At 31.4% G+C, this 16,035-nt stretch carries 16 protein-coding genes; 5 read left to right on the top strand and 11 right to left on the bottom strand.

What is annotated here, in order from left to right; all coding sequences use genetic code 11:
* The first annotated feature begins 58 nt into the window (after window positions 1–58).
* The 3 genes from N4T77_RS14380 to N4T77_RS14370 all read left to right on the top strand — a co-directional run bounded on the left by N4T77_RS14380 (window position 59) and on the right by N4T77_RS14370 (window position 1,894).
* Window positions 59–355 carry a hypothetical protein gene (locus N4T77_RS14380; protein ID WP_261672509.1) on the top strand — a complete coding sequence of 99 codons (297 nt, stop codon included), beginning with the start codon at window positions 59–61 and terminating at the stop codon, window positions 353–355.
* A gap of 12 nt (window positions 356–367) precedes the next feature.
* Window positions 368–718 (top strand): spore coat protein, encoded by a 351-nt coding sequence (locus N4T77_RS14375; RefSeq protein WP_261672508.1) that lies wholly within the window; start codon window positions 368–370, stop codon window positions 716–718.
* Window positions 719–1,048: 330 nt separating this feature from the next.
* Window positions 1,049–1,894 (top strand): hypothetical protein, encoded by an 846-nt coding sequence (locus N4T77_RS14370; protein WP_261672507.1) that lies wholly within the window; start codon window positions 1,049–1,051, stop codon window positions 1,892–1,894.
* 368 nt (window positions 1,895–2,262) lie between these two features.
* Here the strand turns inward: N4T77_RS14370 and N4T77_RS14365 are convergent, their stop codons facing one another.
* From N4T77_RS14365 to N4T77_RS14340, 6 genes are all read right to left on the bottom strand, one after another.
* Window positions 2,263–2,997: an amino acid ABC transporter ATP-binding protein gene (locus tag N4T77_RS14365; protein ID WP_261672506.1), complete on the bottom strand. Its 735-nt coding sequence runs from the start codon at window positions 2,995–2,997 to the stop codon at window positions 2,263–2,265.
* A gap of 11 nt (window positions 2,998–3,008) precedes the next feature.
* Window positions 3,009–3,677 carry an amino acid ABC transporter permease gene (locus N4T77_RS14360; protein WP_261672505.1) on the bottom strand — a complete coding sequence of 223 codons (669 nt, stop codon included), beginning with the start codon at window positions 3,675–3,677 and terminating at the stop codon, window positions 3,009–3,011.
* A gap of 12 nt (window positions 3,678–3,689) precedes the next feature.
* Window positions 3,690–4,502: a transporter substrate-binding domain-containing protein gene (locus N4T77_RS14355; protein WP_261672503.1), complete on the bottom strand. Its 813-nt coding sequence runs from the start codon at window positions 4,500–4,502 to the stop codon at window positions 3,690–3,692.
* Window positions 4,503–4,535: 33 nt separating this feature from the next.
* The gene (locus N4T77_RS14350; protein WP_261672502.1) at window positions 4,536–5,711 is read right to left on the bottom strand and encodes a MalY/PatB family protein; all 1,176 of its coding nucleotides are present in this window, start codon (window positions 5,709–5,711) and stop codon (window positions 4,536–4,538) included.
* 341 nt (window positions 5,712–6,052) lie between these two features.
* Window positions 6,053–7,330, bottom strand: coding sequence for a DUF4317 domain-containing protein (locus N4T77_RS14345; RefSeq protein ID WP_261672501.1), 1,278 nt, complete (start codon window positions 7,328–7,330; stop codon window positions 6,053–6,055).
* Window positions 7,331–7,569: 239 nt separating this feature from the next.
* On the bottom strand, window positions 7,570–7,914 hold the full coding sequence (locus N4T77_RS14340) for a hypothetical protein (RefSeq protein WP_261672500.1): 345 nt from the start codon (window positions 7,912–7,914) through the stop codon (window positions 7,570–7,572).
* Between the two features lie 366 nt (window positions 7,915–8,280).
* Here N4T77_RS14340 and N4T77_RS14335 point away from each other — a divergent pair, with 366 nt between their 5' ends.
* Window positions 8,281–9,360 carry a glycosyl hydrolase family 18 protein gene (locus tag N4T77_RS14335; protein ID WP_261672499.1) on the top strand — a complete coding sequence of 360 codons (1,080 nt, stop codon included), beginning with the start codon at window positions 8,281–8,283 and terminating at the stop codon, window positions 9,358–9,360.
* 121 nt (window positions 9,361–9,481) lie between these two features.
* On the top strand, window positions 9,482–10,396 hold the full coding sequence (locus tag N4T77_RS14330; protein ID WP_261672498.1) for a polysaccharide deacetylase family protein: 915 nt from the start codon (window positions 9,482–9,484) through the stop codon (window positions 10,394–10,396).
* A 103-nt stretch (window positions 10,397–10,499) separates the two neighbouring features.
* Here N4T77_RS14330 and N4T77_RS14325 read toward each other — a convergent pair whose 3' ends face one another.
* The 5 genes from N4T77_RS14325 to thrB form a co-directional block, all read right to left on the bottom strand.
* The gene (locus tag N4T77_RS14325) at window positions 10,500–11,960 is read right to left on the bottom strand and encodes a hypothetical protein (protein WP_261672497.1); all 1,461 of its coding nucleotides are present in this window, start codon (window positions 11,958–11,960) and stop codon (window positions 10,500–10,502) included.
* The gene (locus tag N4T77_RS14320) at window positions 11,944–13,395 is read right to left on the bottom strand and encodes a cell wall metabolism sensor histidine kinase WalK (RefSeq protein WP_261672496.1); all 1,452 of its coding nucleotides are present in this window, start codon (window positions 13,393–13,395) and stop codon (window positions 11,944–11,946) included. Before N4T77_RS14320 ends, N4T77_RS14325 begins: the two co-directional genes overlap by 17 nt.
* Before the next feature lie 4 nt (window positions 13,396–13,399).
* Entirely contained in the window at window positions 13,400–14,089 is a 690-nt protein-coding gene (locus tag N4T77_RS14315; RefSeq protein ID WP_261672495.1) for a response regulator transcription factor, read from the bottom strand.
* Window positions 14,090–14,212: 123 nt separating this feature from the next.
* Window positions 14,213–14,815, bottom strand: coding sequence for a lysoplasmalogenase family protein (locus N4T77_RS14310; RefSeq protein WP_261672494.1), 603 nt, complete (start codon window positions 14,813–14,815; stop codon window positions 14,213–14,215).
* 267 nt (window positions 14,816–15,082) lie between these two features.
* On the bottom strand, window positions 15,083–15,982 hold the full coding sequence (thrB, locus tag N4T77_RS14305; protein WP_261672493.1) for a homoserine kinase: 900 nt from the start codon (window positions 15,980–15,982) through the stop codon (window positions 15,083–15,085).
* Between the last annotated feature and the right edge of the window lie 53 nt (window positions 15,983–16,035).

Genomic DNA, 16,035 nt, shown 5'->3' with positions numbered 1-16,035 from the left:
TTTCCATGGTTATTTACACCCCTTTAGCTAAAAATAATCTAGTAAGGAGGTGTTATCTATGGCTGATAACAATAGTTGTAACAATAATAATCAACAGAATAATAATGAACAGAACAACAATCAAAAAAATAACAACCAGCAAAACAAATCTAATGGATTAGCTCCTCATGAAATGCTAGAACTTCACGAATTAATGAATGCTGGAATCATAGGTGCAAAAAAGACCCAAGCAAGTCTGTCAATGGTTCAAGATGAAGAACTAAAAAGCTTCATGCAGGATTCTTTAAATTCTAAAAAAAGCTCACTTGAGCAAATGCAGCAATTCATAAGCAATCAAGCTAATTTACAACAATAGGAGGAGATAACTATGTCTTGGATAGACAACTTACTTGGAACTGATTCAGATGACCAAAATAACAGTGGCAGCCTTAATGATAAAGATATAGCATTAGATATGTTAATATCCTCTAAAATGGATATTTCTTCTCTTGCTAAAACTATAACTGAGACAACAAATCCTCAACTAAGACAGCTGTTAAGTGCTCAGTTAACAAATTGTATAAATCAACATTTTAGGCTATCTGATATGGCTATAAATAAACAATGGTACAATGCTTATGCAAATCCACAGCAACAGGTTCAACAAGATGTTAAAGAATTACAAAACCTATCTCAACAAAATCAACAGGATCAACAATCAAATCAATCTCAACAATAAGCAATAGCTTCCATGTCCTATCAATTATCCAAAACAGCAATGGCCTTAATACCTTGCTGTTTTTCTAATATCTATTTTACCCTAAAAAACTGCCTTTCATTTTACTTCCTTTATTTTTAATTTCATTATAAAAGCAGCAAGCAATTAATTTTGTGAAACTTTTACTATATAGTGAAATTATACACTAGCATTTATTAAAGCATAATTTTTTTTCAACAGGTTAATCTATATATGAAACCTCGTCCTATAAAATAAATAATAAATTTGTTATCTAGTACTTATAGGTAAAGTTTCTTTGAAGTAAAATTTAATAAACTAGGAGGTAACACTATGAAAAAAGTAGCAAGTTTAGTTGCGGCAGCGTTAGTGACATGTTCTTTAAGTGCATGTGGAAATAGGAATACAGCATACAGAAATAATAATGTAAATCAGCCCGTAAGAAATGCAGCTCAAGATATAAGAAATGCAGGTCAAAATGTAGGTCAAAATGTTCGTAACGATGTTACTAATCGTAACACTGCTAATGCTCCTAATGTAAGCACAGCAGGTTATAAAGATGGTGTTTATCTAGGTGAGGGAAATAAAGACTCAAGAGGAACAGAGGCTGCTATAGTTACTGTAAGTGGCGGCAGAATTACTGATGTAGTTCTTAAAACTCTTGATCCACAAGGAAGAGATGTTGCACACTATAATTTAACACCAGGAACAACCGTTGGTACTACTACAGGAAATAATGCAAATGGCACTGTAGGCAACAATAATGCTGCTGGACCTACACCTGGCGTTAATAATAGAGCTACTGGAAATACTGGTAGTGCTATGGGCGGTACTGGAACTACTGGTGGAACTATGGGCAATAATGCTAATGGAGTTACTGGCGGCGCTATAGGAGGCCCTACTGGTGGAGTTATGGGTGGTACAAATACAAGTATTTCAGGACGTAACGCTGATGTAGCTCCAAATGGTAACGCTTATAAAGGTGGCCATACAGGAACTGCTACAGGCCCTGATGCTACTGCAACTAGTTTAACTACTCTTGATAGAGCTAAAATAGACTTAGCAGCAGCTATAGTTAGAAATCAAACTGCTAATGTTAATATAAGCAGTAGCCATCCTGCAACTGTTGACAATTGGAAACTAGCTGTTTCAAGAGCCTTAGAAAGTGCTAAAAGATAATACTAAAAATATTCTAAGTAAAAATTGGAATTTTGTATAAAAACCACCATAAGTGATACACTCAGTAAATTTTATTAAATTAAATTTATTGGGTGTGTTATTTTTTATATTATTTAATTGAATATGTACTAACAACAAAGCATAATATTTATAGATATATAAGATGTAATAAGGTAGCTATAATGTTAGAAAAATCAATTCTTCAATTTATTTTTATTATTTTTATAATATCTACCCCTCCCACCCTTGTGATACTGGCAATCTATGACTTTAAAGAAATAATGGAAAAAATCAGGAAACTAAAATAATGCACTTGAGATAATAAAAGCAAAGTAGAAACCTCTATAGCCTTCTACTTTGCTTTATATTTACAAACCTACTTGATTTAAAAATCTAATTGTTCTTTCATTTTTTGCATTACTAAATATTTCATCTGGGGTTCCTTCTTCCACAATCTTCCCGCCATCCATAAAGATAACTCTATCCGCTGCGTCTCTTGCAAATCTCATCTCATGAGTTACGATAATCATAGTAGTATGCTCTTTAGCTAAATTTCTTATAACATCTAAAACTTCTCCTACTAGTTCAGGGTCTAAGGCTGATGTAGGCTCATCAAAGAGCATTATTTCAGGATTTACTGCCATTGCCCTTCCTATTCCAACCCTCTGCTGCTGTCCTCCAGATAACTTCGATGGATAATAATCTTTTTTATCTTCTAGTCCGACCTGATTTAATATATTCATTCCAACTTTTTCTGCTTGTTTTTTATCCATCTTCTTTACTACAATAAGTGGTTCTATAATATTTTCTAAGGCTGTTTTATTTTTATAAAGATTATAGCTTTGAAATACCATTGAAGTGCTCATTCTTAGTTGATGTATTTGTGCCTTTGTAGACTGCTCTGCATGGACCTCCAGATTTCCTATCTTTATAATTCCTCTATCAGGTCTTTCAAGAAAATTCATACACCTAAGCAGAGTAGATTTTCCTGTACCTGATGGACCAATAACAACAACTACTTCACCTTTTTTTATATCTAAATCAATTCCCCTCAATACCTCTAGCCCATTAAAGCTTTTATATAGGTTTCTAACCTTAATCATAACATCACATCCTAATAAGCTGCATTCATTTTCTTTTCAAGTACTTTTTGAAGGTAGCTAAAAGCAGAAATTACAACCCAATACAATATAATTACTGCTGCAAAAGCCTCTAAAAATCTATAACTTGACGCTCCTTCGCTTTGGGCAATAGCCATGATTTCTGTAACTCCTAAAGTAAAGGCTAATGCAGAACCTTTTACAATATCTACAAAACTATTAGATAAAGCCGGTATTGCAACTTTTGCTGCCTGTGGAAGAACAATCCTTCTCATAGCCTGCATATATGTCATTCCCACAGATAAACAAGCTTCCATTTGCCCTTTATCTACAGATGAAATAGCTCCTCTTAAAGTTTCAGACATATAAGCAGAGGCATTTAAGCTTATTCCTATTACTGCAGCTGTAAAAGCATTCATTCCCTTAAGACTAGGTATTAACTGAACAACACCAAAATATAGAAAGAATAGCTGTGCTATTAATGGGGTCCCTCTAAAAAAAGATACCCAAACCTTAGTTATAGGATAAAGCACTTTCACTTTTGTCTGAACTATCAATGCTATTGCTACAGATATAATTAAGCCTAACATCATAGAGAATATAGATATTTCAAAGGTTACCTTCAAAGATTTTATCATCAGTGGAAACAAGTTTATAAAAAAGTGAAAGTCAAACTTTGACATCTCCATCACACCTTATTGTTTTTTAGTTGTATCTAACCCAAACCATTTTTGTGACAACTTGGATAATGTTCCATCCTCATGCATTGCTTTTATTGCTTTGTTTACTGCTTCTATTACTTCTTTATTTTCATCTTTTTTGAATGGATATTGATTTATTTCATATACAAACTGACTATCAATTAATCTTAAATTCATATTGCCTTTTTCAATGGCACTTTTAGCTTTTACTGTACCTAAAAAACTAGCATCTACTCTACCTATTTCAGCATCTTTTTCCACAGCTACTGTATCATAAGTAATTATGTCAAGGTTAAGTCCCTTCTGCTGATTCATATCTTTTATGGATTTTTCACCATTTCCACCTAATGAAACTCCTATCTTTTTCCCCTTCAAATCTTCTACCTTATTATAGCTGCTGTCCTTCTTTACTGCAAAGCTATAGCCACTATAAGCATAAGTTTCTGTAAAATCATATTTTTCCTTTCTTTGAGGAGTCGTTGATATTTGGTGCGCAATAGTGTCTATCTGCCCTGCATCTAGCATACCAAATAATCCACTAAATTTTGAAACTTTAAACTCAACCTTATAGCCTGTTCTCTTACCTATCTCATTCCAAACATCAATTTCAAAACCTTTTAGTTCTCCACCTTCTTTAAATGTCCATGGTAAATATTCTCCTGAAGTTCCTACTCTTATAACTTTATCCTTCTTAGTACTATCATTGTTAGCAGTTGTAGTCGCCGCCTTATTTCCACATCCTGTGAAAACCATTGCTCCCATAACTAATGATAATAATAATTTTGATATTTTAGTTCCTTTAAACATGTTCTATCTCCTCCTAATAATTTATTTTATAGATTATAAACTATTTACAGCTTTTTCTATTTTCTCTAAAGCTTCTTTTAATATTGTTCTTGGACAAGCAATGTTTATTCTCTCGAAGCCTTCCCCACCTTGTCCAAAAATAAACCCTTCATCAAAAGCTACCTTAGCTTTAGTTAACATAAAGAGCTTAAGCTGTTCCTCAGTCATTCCTAATTTTCTGCAATCTATCCAAACTAAATAAGTTCCTTCTGTATTTACTACCTTAAGCTTAGGTATTCTCTCTTTAATGAAATCATTAAGAAATCTCTTATTATCTTCCAGATATTCTATAAGTTCTTCTAGCCACTGTTCACCATAATTATAGGCTGCCTCACAAGCTATAATTCCAAAGAGGTTTAAGCGTTTTATTCCATGATTCAATAGAGTTTCTTTAAATTTTTCTCTAAGCTGTCTATTTGAAATAATAACATTTGAAACCTGTAGCCCAGCTATATTAAAAGTTTTGCTTGGTGCTGTACAGGTTATTGAATTCTCTCTAAAAGTTTCAGAGATTGATGCAAAAGAAGTATGCTTATAATCTTTAAATACTAAATCAGAGTGAATTTCATCAGATATAACGATTACATTGTTTTCTATGCAAATCTTCCCCAACTTTGTTAACTCTTCCTTAGACCATACTCTTCCTACTGGGTTATGTGGATTACAAATTATTAGAAGTCTAACCTTTTCTTCCTTTATCTTTTTCTCTAAGTCCTGAAAATCCATAGTATACTTTCCTTCTTCAAACTTCAAAGGATTGTTTACTATTTCGCAATGGTTATGTAGTATAGAATCATAAAATGGATAGTATACTGGAGACTGAATAATTATTCTATCTCCTGGATTAGTGCATGCTTTAAGTATAAAGTGTAATGCTGGAACTATTCCGGGACATGTACAAATCCATTCCTTTTCAACTTCAAAACCATGCCTTCTTTTCATCCACTTAATTACAGAATTAAAATATGAATCCATACCATCTGAATATCCATATATGCCATGTTCTGCTCTTTTTTTAATAGCTTCTGTAACCTCTGGGACTGTTTTAAAATCCATATCTGCAATCCACATAGGGATTACATCTTCATAACCTAAAAGTTCTTTATTAAAATTCCATTTTATAGAGTTGGTATTTGTCCTATCAATAATTTCATCAAAGTTATATTTCATCACGTTCCCCCCCTGTATTTACTAAAATTATATACTTATTGTAAACTTGTAATTAAACCTATAAGTTTCTTTGAAGTTATATATTAATTGTGTTTAATTTTTAGTTACTACACACCTTCCTAAATTCCCCACTATTATAACATCTATCCATTTTTTAGTTAAATAATTATTTACTATAGATAATACCCAAGTATATTTACAATTTTTATAATAATATACAGTAAACTATATAAAACTCCAGCAAATGTATACTGGCCTCTTATTAGCTATCAAGAATTTAACCACACTCATCCTAATAAAAATGCCAACTGAACAATAGCTCAGTTGGCATTTTTTCATACTTATATACTTTCAAATTCTTCACTTTCTAACCTAAATCCATTAATCTGTACATCCTCTGTAAGTTCAATCAAAAGACACTTCTTTCCACTTTTATCTATAACTTGTCTAATGGAACTTAATTCCCTTGGTGTAATAGTTATATTAGTGGTTTCATTTTCAATTTTAATAGATCTGCTATTAAAATCCGGAACTATATTTTTAATCTTAAATTCATAGTCTCCACCACAAATTTCTTCAAAAGCACTTTTTACCACTTCTGTTTCTTCGATACCAGTTTCCTCTAAAACCTTTGTTATTTCTTTCATATCTATAGTCGGCTCTTCATCATCTTCTTCCTCTGCAAGTTCAAGCTTTTCATTTATTCTCTCATATATTTCCTGCATGGTATCAGTCTTTATTTTGTCTCCTACTACAGTATTTAATATAGCATGAAAGCTTTCTTTTTCTTCTATTGCAGTGGGCTTAATGCCACAGTCTAAAACATTCTCAACAAAACCTACATTTATTTGCTTTGCTTTAGATGAATAATATATTATTTTATTCACATCAATATACTCACTACTGATGCTTGGAAACATGAATCCATCTAAAGGAGACTTTAGATTAACCTCTACATCCAAGGCCGAATTTGGCTTAAAGGTCATTTCGGAATAATCAAACTTAAGTACTTTTTTAGGAACATCTATCTTATTTATACTACATACAATAAACTCTATAGCTTGTACATAATCATCTATTGATTCTTCTGCTTCTTTACTCCTCTTTTTATTACCTTTAAAGTATTCAGCCTTTATAAAGTTTATAACTATGTCTGTCTCATAGGTGTAATTCCTAGCTATTTTTTCTACGATTTTATCAGCATATTCTACTATACTTTCACCGGAACTTAGTGCATTATAGAGAATAGTTTGAGTGCCTTCTAGTTCCCCATATGGTTGTTCTCCTGCCATTCCAGCATTTAACTCTCTAACTACATCCCTAGTACTTTGATCTAAGTCAATGCCTGCTGCAGCAACTTCTTCTGAATCTTGTCCTAAATTCATTTTAAAATCAAGTTCAAAGATTTTTGTATCTATAGGTCCTGTTAAAACCTTTTTAAAATTTTCTAAATAAAGCTCTCTTTTCTCTATATCCATCATTTCAAAATAATTTAATTCTTTTGTTATAATTTCACCGTTATCTTTTTTTAGATAAACACTATATATTTCTTTTATAGGCATCATATAACTACTTAATTTAAATTCTTTTCTCAAATCTGCTAAATCTTTTTTATTCATGCAAATACCTCTCTTCTAAAAGATTCCTAGTAAATTTATATAATCCTCTTAATACTATCTATTATCTAGTTAGTATTATAACATCAGTTTTAATTTAGATAAAGTCTTGAGGATTTTTTAGTTTTTATCTTAATATAGTAAATTTAAAAGTACACAGCCTGTGTTTAGATATGTCTGTGGTGTTGAACTTTAAAAACACCTCAAAACTTTCTTCTACACAGGCTAAACCATTCTTATCATTATAGTAGCTTTTGTTGTAATCTTCTTATTAATTGTATATATTCTAAAACTTTGGTACAGTATTTCTGTCTATCTTTCCTGCCTAAAGAATTATTAAGCTCTAAAACTAAGTTATTGATTGTCTTCACTGGTTTTATAAATATATTATATTTACCGCAAGCAAGATTACTGTTACTATAGCTTAACACTAAGTCTTCAAATTTTTTACTTGCATAATGGAAATTAGATTTTCTTGCCTCTAGCTCTAGATTATTTATATTTTCTTTACTTAATATATCCACTATATCCTCCAGAATAATTACAACTAATTCTATAAAGTAATCACACTGAATTTTTTCCCACACAAAAACCCTCCTAAAAAGTACTGTTATTTTAATAATCGTATTTTTAAAGAAAATTATTATGTTTTATTCTAATATTTAATAAAATTTTAACCTTTACTAAGGTTCCGTGACCTTATTCCAATCTATATACTTACTTAACACTTCCACGCACTTTTCCAAATACTGTTAATATAATTCTATAAATCTTCTCATGTAGTCTAATTTATACTATTTACAGCAAAAGTTACATTTGAATTTACACAATATCTTATACATAATGGTTATAGCCGACCTTAGTATAAGCTTAATAACAGGAAACTTTTTCATTAAACATAAATCAAATCAGTGTATATCTTATACGCTAAATATGTAAAGGAGATAAACTTTATGCTTAATAAAAAAAGATTATTACTGGCTCTTTTAGCAATCAGCTTTATCGCTTTTATATCTATAGCCTTTTTTCAATTTAGCAAAAAAAATATTATAGTTACAACCTCATCAGATAAGGCTGTGGCAAAAAAGACTGTAATGGCATTTACAACCTTCTACCATCCTGAGGATACCTCTTCCTATAATAAAATGGTGGATAATACTAGCTCAATAAATAGTATAGCTACGGCAACCTATAATGTAAATGGCAAAGGTACTTTGTCAGGTACAGTGCCGAAGGAACAGATTTCCTATGCTAATAGTAAAAAAATTAACCCTTTTGCCATGGTAACCAATAATTTCAAAAGCGATATAGCTAAAGAATTACTAGAGAATCCAAATAACAGACAATTATTAATTAAAAATATTGTAAATGAATTAAAAGAAAATAACTATAAAGGTGTAAATATTGATCTTGAAAATCTTCATTATTCTAACAGAGAACATTATACAACTTTTTTAAAGGAGCTCTACCCGGCACTAAGATCCCAAGGTTTTACTGTTACAGTTTCAGTACCAGCAAAGACCGCTGATAACGTGAAAGATAGCTGGAGTGGTGCCTATGATTATAAGTCAATAGGAAAGTATACAGACCAAGTTGTTATAATGACCTACGATGAGCACTCTCCTAGTGGTTCTGCTGGTGCTGTTGCCTCTATTAATTGGGTGAAAAATGTTGTTAACTATGCTGCATCTGTTATCCCTTCTTCTAAAATAGTTTTAGGAGTAGCAAGTTACGGATATGATTGGTCTTTAAATGGAGCAAAGGCCTATGGCATTGATTCAATATACAAACTAGCAGAAACTTATAATGCTGAAATTCACTGGGACGATAAATCCCAAAGTCCATACTTTGAATATAAAGATAAATCCGGAGCCGCACACACTGTTTGGTTTGAAAATAGTACAAGCCTCTCCTATAAATTAGATGTGGTAAATTCCAATAGTTTAGCAGGTATAGCTATTTGGAGACTTGGACTAGAAAATGCAGACTATTGGTCTACTATTAATGCCAAACTAGATAACCTCCAGAAATAGCATAGTTAACTATTGTAACCAATTTGTAACTTATTTTTTCTTTTTTTGTAACCCTTTCTTCTAAATAATACTATAGTATATAAGTATAGACAGTATTATACAAAATATGGGGGGACAAAATATGAGAAAAAAGCGTTTGCATAAAGTAAAAATTAAGTCGAGAAAAAGATTTATCTTTTGTACGACAGTTATTATAATTTTATTCTCTGCAATGTTATTTAATCAAAAGTCATCACTGCTAAATAAAAATGGCAGTTCATCTATACTTTTATCCAATACAAGTGATGGTAGTAGTAGTGAAAAATTAAAACCAACAGCTAATAGTAACCAAGATAACACATTGCAAGCTGGAGGTAACAAAGAAAAAGCAGAGGAAATTCTCTCTGTGAAAGCAGAAGAAGTGTACAACTTCGGAAGAAGTAATGGAAAAAAATATGCTTTTTTAACTTTTGATGATGGTCCAAATACTAGTATAACTCCGAAAATTCTTGATATATTAAAAAAATATAAGATTCATGCAACATTCTTTGTAGTAGGAAACGCTGTTGATAAAAATCCTCAGATTTTAAAACAGATTTCAGATGATGGACATGCTATAGGAAATCATACTTATAGTCATAATTATAAAGTTCTATATCCTCACAGAAACGTTGATGTACAAGTATTCAAATCGCAGATTCAGCAAACCAATAACGCTATTGGCAATGCCCTTGGCAAAACAGTTTCTACGAGAATAATAAGGTTTCCTGCAGGCTCCTTTGAATCCTGGAAGAAACCAATGAGAGAGGACCTTATAAAAAATGGAATGTACTTTGTAGATTGGAACGCTGAAAACAGAGATGGAGTTAAAAATAACGTATCTGTTGCTGAGCAGTTATCAACTATTAAAGGTCAAATCACTACTGCAGAAAGTTCAAAAAATAATGTTGTAATTTTAATGCATGATACAGTGACTAAGCAGACTACCGTTGATGCTCTCCCTTCTATAATAGAGCTTTTAAAGTCTGAAGGGTATGAGTTCGGGATTATAAAATAGGGATAAATTCACTTAAAGTGGTAAGTTGCTTTAAAAGTAACTTACCACTTTAAATTTAATATTTTTAGACTACTAATATTAAACTTGAAAAGAAAGAGAAGAGTTATTCAAACTCTTCACCTAAAGGAGTAAATTTTTGACCTACGAATCTTTCCCACTTTTCTGCATATTCTCCTATAGCCCATTCTGCCATAACAATAGAATCCCCTTCATCTAAATAAACTTTTTTTAATGGCTGTTCAGATAGCTTTCCATCTTTTATAGAATATACATATATGCTTCCTTTTCCTTCTATTAATGCAATATCTTTATTAGGCGATACAAATGCATCTAAAGCTTCTGGAATTCTTGACTTTATTTCACTCCATGGAATATATAGTTCATCGTAGCTTATAAGCTTTAAAGGTATCATTATATTTATATCAAAATCCTCATAACTATTCTCCTGTGCATAGTGCTTATAGTCTAATCTACCTTTCATAATCCAATGCCCATTTCTCCTTTGAAGTGTGAAGTTATCTCTTCTAGGGTTCTTCATAATAAGCTTGGATTTATCTTTGTCAAGGGATGAAATGAAAGCTTCACTGGATCTTAACATAGCAGTATATCCGTTTTCATTTGCTATATCGGAAATATCAATTCCTTTACCAATGCCTATGTTATCTATAGGTATAACCTGAAATCTTGAATCATACTCTGTGCCTATATAGTCATTTCCAATGAACGTAATCCTTCTTTCTACCTTTTCAGTTAATACATTTTTCATTTTAGCCTTAGATTTTTCTGAAGTTGGACTAGTCAAGGAATTTGCATATATACTTGAAGTGGTACCCTTGTTAGTTACTTCTTTATATGCCCCTACTTCCCAAAAGCCTTTCATTCTAGGCACAAAAAGTTGTTCTGTATACATAATAGGCTTAAGTTCTTTATTCCTTGTTGCTACCCATATGGTTTTATAAGTATTTTCTGATGAACGTATGCCCAGCAAAACTGCTGATCTTAGCAAAGAATCTTCCTCCGTAACACTTTTTATTTTTCTTTTACTAGAGTTTCTTAAACTGTTTTCCTTTACAGTCTTATCTATCTTATCTGATACTTTATGTAGGTAAAGAAAATTATCACCTGTACACACTAGCAAATTATTATAATCTATTATAATAAAATCATAGAATACTTGATTTTTTGATGTTACCGTAACTACATCTATCTTTTCTTTTTCAAGTCCAAATTTCTCTGCACTTGTCTTATATTTGGATAGTAAATAATCATTAGACCCTACATTCCGTATCTTATACTCAGGATTGATACAGATATCCCCTCCTAAGACACTGATTTTATTATCGAATAAGGCATACTTTCCAAGATACTTACTAGCTTTACTAGCATCTTCTTCCTTTCCTTCTAATGATAGGCACTTCTCTATAATCCAAGTTCCCTGTAGTGCATTAACGGCATCTTCAGGAGGTACTATTTTTTCTTCAATATTAAAGTCAACCTTTATACATCCAGTAAGGAAAAAAATGTATATCAATGTTATAAATAAATTACTATATCTTAGTTTCATGACTTTTTTCACCTTTGTTTTCTATTTTGAGAGGGATGCTAATAATTGCAGATGTGCCTTTGTTCAATTCACTTTCAATACTAAGACTTCCATTATGCATTTGTATTATCTCATCGCATATTGATAACCCTAGCCCTGTTTGAGACTTACTATTTTTCCCTTTATAAAATTTTTCTTTTATATGAGGTAAATCCTCTCTACCTATTCCGCAACCAGTATCCTCTACTTTCAAAATTATTAAATTTTCTTCCCTTAATGCACTCAAAACCACATTTCCACCTGGGGAGGTAAACTTAAAAGCATTATCTAAAAGATTTATTAGTACCTGCTTTATCCTATCTTTATCAACTTCTATGAAAGGTAATTCTTCATAGACTACCTTAAAGTTAATTCTTTCTCTTTTTGCTCTTAAGCCCATATATTTTTCTATGTATTCAAGGATCTTTATAATATCTGTTTTTTCCCTCTTTAATGTAACCTTTCCTGACACAAGTCTTGAAAAGTCCAGCAATTCTTCTACCATAGCTGTTAACCTGTCGCTCTCCTTTTCAATAATGTTTAATCCTTCGTATAATATATCTCTGTCATTCGTTTCATCAGTTTTAAGGGTAATTGCCCAACCTTTAATAGATGTTAATGGTGTTCTTAGTTCGTGAGATACTAAGGATATAAATTCATTTTTTATCTTATCTCTTTTTTCAATTTCTTCAGCCATAAAGTTTAATGTATCTGCAAGCCTACCTATCTCATCATTTTTTTCTTTATTTATTCTTATTTTTAAGTTTCCTGATGCCATTAGTTCTGCAGCACTAGTAACTTCTTTAAGCGGATGTACAATACTGTGTGCAATAATTATACTTATTGCCCCAGCAATTAAAATAACTATTACTCCAATACTTATGAGTATTAAGGATATATTTAATATAACCTTATCTATTTCCTTAAGAGAAGATATAAATCGTAATACTCCCACTATTCTTCCATCGGATTTTAATGGGTAGGAAATTGCTATAACTTTTTCTTTGTTATAGTCTTCATTCCCTATAAATATCCCCTTTTCATCCTTTAATGCATCTTTAAAATCGGAACTATCCAAAGGTTCTTTATTTAATACCCCTACTGAATCCATCAAAATTCTTCCCGTTGGTTCAATAATCTGTACCTGAGCAGTAGTTTGTCTCCAAAATACATCAACATTATCAAGAACATTGTTTTTTAAATCAACATTTGAAAAATACTTTTCATAAAAGTCTGAAGCTATTTTTATCTGATTTGTTAGTACGCCTTCCACATTCTTATAAAAATAATATTTTGTAAAATAAATAAGTAACCCTTCAAAAGCAATAACGCTAATTAAAATAATAAGCATAAAGTTACCGACAAGCCTTACTTTTATTCCCTTTGAAGAAACCTTATCTTTTTCTTTTATAATCATTTATTTATTCCTTTCTCCATCTATAACCAGTGCCCCAAACAGTTTCTATGTATAATGTATCTGAAGATCTATCCTCAATCTTCGCTCTCAGTCTTCTTATGTTAACATCTACTATTTTTGTATCTCCTACAAAATTATACCCCCAGACTGTGTCTAGTAGTTCATTTCTTGTAAAAGCTCTTCCAGGACTCTCCAGGAAAAGTTTCATGAGAATAAATTCCTTTGGAGTAAGTGATAGTTCTTTATTATTCTTAAACACCTTTTGTGAGTATATATCTAAAACAAAGGGTCCACTATTTAAGGTTTCGCATTGCAATTTTTCTTCTTTCTCAACCATTCTTCTCATCAAAGATTTTGCCCTAAGTATTACCTCCAATGGATTAAAGGGCTTTACAACATAGTCATCTGCACCAAACTCCAGTCCTTTTATTCTGTCTTCATCCTGTCCTCTGGCTGTAAGCATAATTATTCCAATATTAGAAAAATCCTTTCTTAGCTTTTCACATACCTGAAAACCATCAATTCCCGGAAGCATAACATCCAGAAGAACAACATCTGGATTTTCTAACCTTGCCTTCTCCAGACCTTCTTCCCCAGAGCTGGATTCTACAACTAAAAAATTATGCCTTTGAAAATTAATTTTTAAAAATCCTCTAATACTCTCTTCATCTTCTATTATCAATACCTTGCTCACCGTACAACCTCCTGTTAGTAATATTATTCTGTATTTCAACAAAAGGAAAGCTTGTCTTTATATTATTATATAATTTTTGTTAATACAATAAGTTACAATAGCATTACAGAGTTTATAATTTACCTATTTTCTACTATATCCGCTTAATGCCAATAACACCTGTGATGGTAGATAGAATATCCAAACTAGAAATCCTGAAACAGCTGAAATCTCAATGCTATCTATAAATAAATTCTGTGCTATGCTTGATAGAGCAACATTTATATCACAAAGTAGAAATAAAGTTATGCCAATAGAAATTAAATATTTACTATAAACTGGATAGAAATTTCCCTTAACAGTTTTCCAGCCAGTGTAAACACTATAAGATAGTATAATAGCATAAATACTTCCCAAAGTTAAAGTAACTTCACTTAAGCTGGTGTTGTTTGTTCCTTCATTAAAGCTACCTGTAAGTATCCTAGAAATTATAATAACTAATATTATTGCTAATGTTAACCAAGTTAACTTATCTTTCTTTCTTATTGCTCTCCTATGTCGTTTTATGTAGGTTATTTGTACTAAACAAAATACAAGTATACCTAAGGTATTAAAATCTAAAATCACCATAAACAAGTCAGCTACAGCAGTTAAAAAAAATGCCAATTTTAGTAATCTAGTATCTTTTTTATCATGTCCTTTACTTCCTATTAAAACAGTAAGCAGTAAACATAGTAATATTCCCACATACTTTAATACAGCTGAATACATACATCTAAAATTTGTATTGTAATCAATATAAATAAATGAACAATATATCAATATCTCTGTAATAATTATAATTCTTACTATTACAGGCTTATAAATATATATTTTTATAATAATCACTTCCTGAATATAATATTTTCTATATATTATATTCATGTGAATTATAAATTAAACTATTATGAACTACAACTCATCTTTTTAAGAAAGCATTGAGCTGTAGTTCATTTTCAGAATTAAGCTATAATATTAATATGATCCAACTTTTATTCCTTCCATATCTGGTTCCAACAATATGACCTTCCACTGATCTTCAAAACTGCTTAAAAAGCTTTTAACTTCCTTTTCAAACCTTTCTTCATCTTTAGGCTCTACCACAGCCATAAGTGTAGAACCAGAACCGCTGATAAATTCTCCTATAGCCCCTATTTCTCTAGCTTTATCTAATATTAGTTCTGCGTTTTTAATTAGAGTTTTTCTATAAGGCTGATGAATTCTATCACCAAAGCAAGTTCTAAGTTTGTCAAACTCCCCATTGTACAGAGCACTTATCAGCATAGCAGACCTTGATATATTAAAAACACAGTCTTCCTTTAAATAGCTCTTTGGAAGTACCCCTCTTGACATAGCTGTACTTACTTGAAAATTTGGTATCATTGCTGCAAATTTTAACTTATGAGGCAACTGTACCTTTGAATAGCTCACCTTTTCTCCTTCTTGCAGTGAAACAACCATTCCTCCTACTGCTGCAGGAACTATATTGTCAGGATGACCTTCTATTTCTGTAGCCACCTCTATTATTTTATCCATAGACATAACCTCACCCATAAGGGCATTAGCCGCAGCAACTCCTCCAACTATACAAGCAGCGCTACTTCCAAGTCCTCTACATATAGGTATATCGCATCTGGAAACATTTATATAAAACCCATCATAATTATAGTCAAACCTACTTAATGTTTTTATCATGCTAGTATATATCAAATTTTCCCTATAATCATCTTGACTTCTCTGTCCGTTATTATAAATTTCAGTTTCTCCACATTTCTCTTCAACTTCAATTTCATTATATAGCTTCAAAGCCATTCCTAAGGTATCAAAACCTGGCCCCATATTAGCAGTTGTAGCAGGTATTCTAACTTTTATCATAAATTTTTCCTCCTTCCTAATTCACAAGGTTTTTGTATACATTGAATTTTCTA

The sequence above is a fragment of the Clostridium sp. CX1 genome (assembly GCF_025398335.1).
GTDB classification, from domain to species: domain Bacteria; phylum Bacillota; class Clostridia; order Clostridiales; family Clostridiaceae; genus Clostridium_AM; species Clostridium_AM tanneri.
This window is presented reverse-complemented; position numbering and strand designations above follow the sequence as displayed.

What these genes read in the sequence shown, in the direction of transcription:
- N4T77_RS14370 (WP_261672507.1), top strand. Translation starts at nt 1,049, where the DNA reads ATGAAAAAAGTAGCAAGTTTAGTTGCGGCAGCGTTAGTGACATGTTCT.
- N4T77_RS14375 (WP_261672508.1), top strand. Translation starts at nt 368, where the DNA reads ATGTCTTGGATAGACAACTTACTTGGAACTGATTCAGATGACCAAAAT.
- N4T77_RS14360 (WP_261672505.1), bottom strand. Translation starts at nt 3,677, where the DNA reads ATGTCAAAGTTTGACTTTCACTTTTTTATAAACTTGTTTCCACTGATG.
- thrB (WP_261672493.1), bottom strand. Translation starts at nt 15,982, where the DNA reads ATGATAAAAGTTAGAATACCTGCTACAACTGCTAATATGGGGCCAGGT.
- N4T77_RS14325 (WP_261672497.1), bottom strand. Translation starts at nt 11,960, where the DNA reads ATGAAACTAAGATATAGTAATTTATTTATAACATTGATATACATTTTT.
- N4T77_RS14330 (WP_261672498.1), top strand. Translation starts at nt 9,482, where the DNA reads ATGAGAAAAAAGCGTTTGCATAAAGTAAAAATTAAGTCGAGAAAAAGA.
- N4T77_RS14365 (WP_261672506.1), bottom strand. Translation starts at nt 2,997, where the DNA reads ATGATTAAGGTTAGAAACCTATATAAAAGCTTTAATGGGCTAGAGGTA.
- N4T77_RS14380 (WP_261672509.1), top strand. Translation starts at nt 59, where the DNA reads ATGGCTGATAACAATAGTTGTAACAATAATAATCAACAGAATAATAAT.
- N4T77_RS14345 (WP_261672501.1), bottom strand. Translation starts at nt 7,330, where the DNA reads ATGAATAAAAAAGATTTAGCAGATTTGAGAAAAGAATTTAAATTAAGT.
- N4T77_RS14355 (WP_261672503.1), bottom strand. Translation starts at nt 4,502, where the DNA reads ATGTTTAAAGGAACTAAAATATCAAAATTATTATTATCATTAGTTATG.
- N4T77_RS14350 (WP_261672502.1), bottom strand. Translation starts at nt 5,711, where the DNA reads ATGAAATATAACTTTGATGAAATTATTGATAGGACAAATACCAACTCT.
- N4T77_RS14320 (WP_261672496.1), bottom strand. Translation starts at nt 13,395, where the DNA reads ATGATTATAAAAGAAAAAGATAAGGTTTCTTCAAAGGGAATAAAAGTA.
- N4T77_RS14335 (WP_261672499.1), top strand. Translation starts at nt 8,281, where the DNA reads ATGCTTAATAAAAAAAGATTATTACTGGCTCTTTTAGCAATCAGCTTT.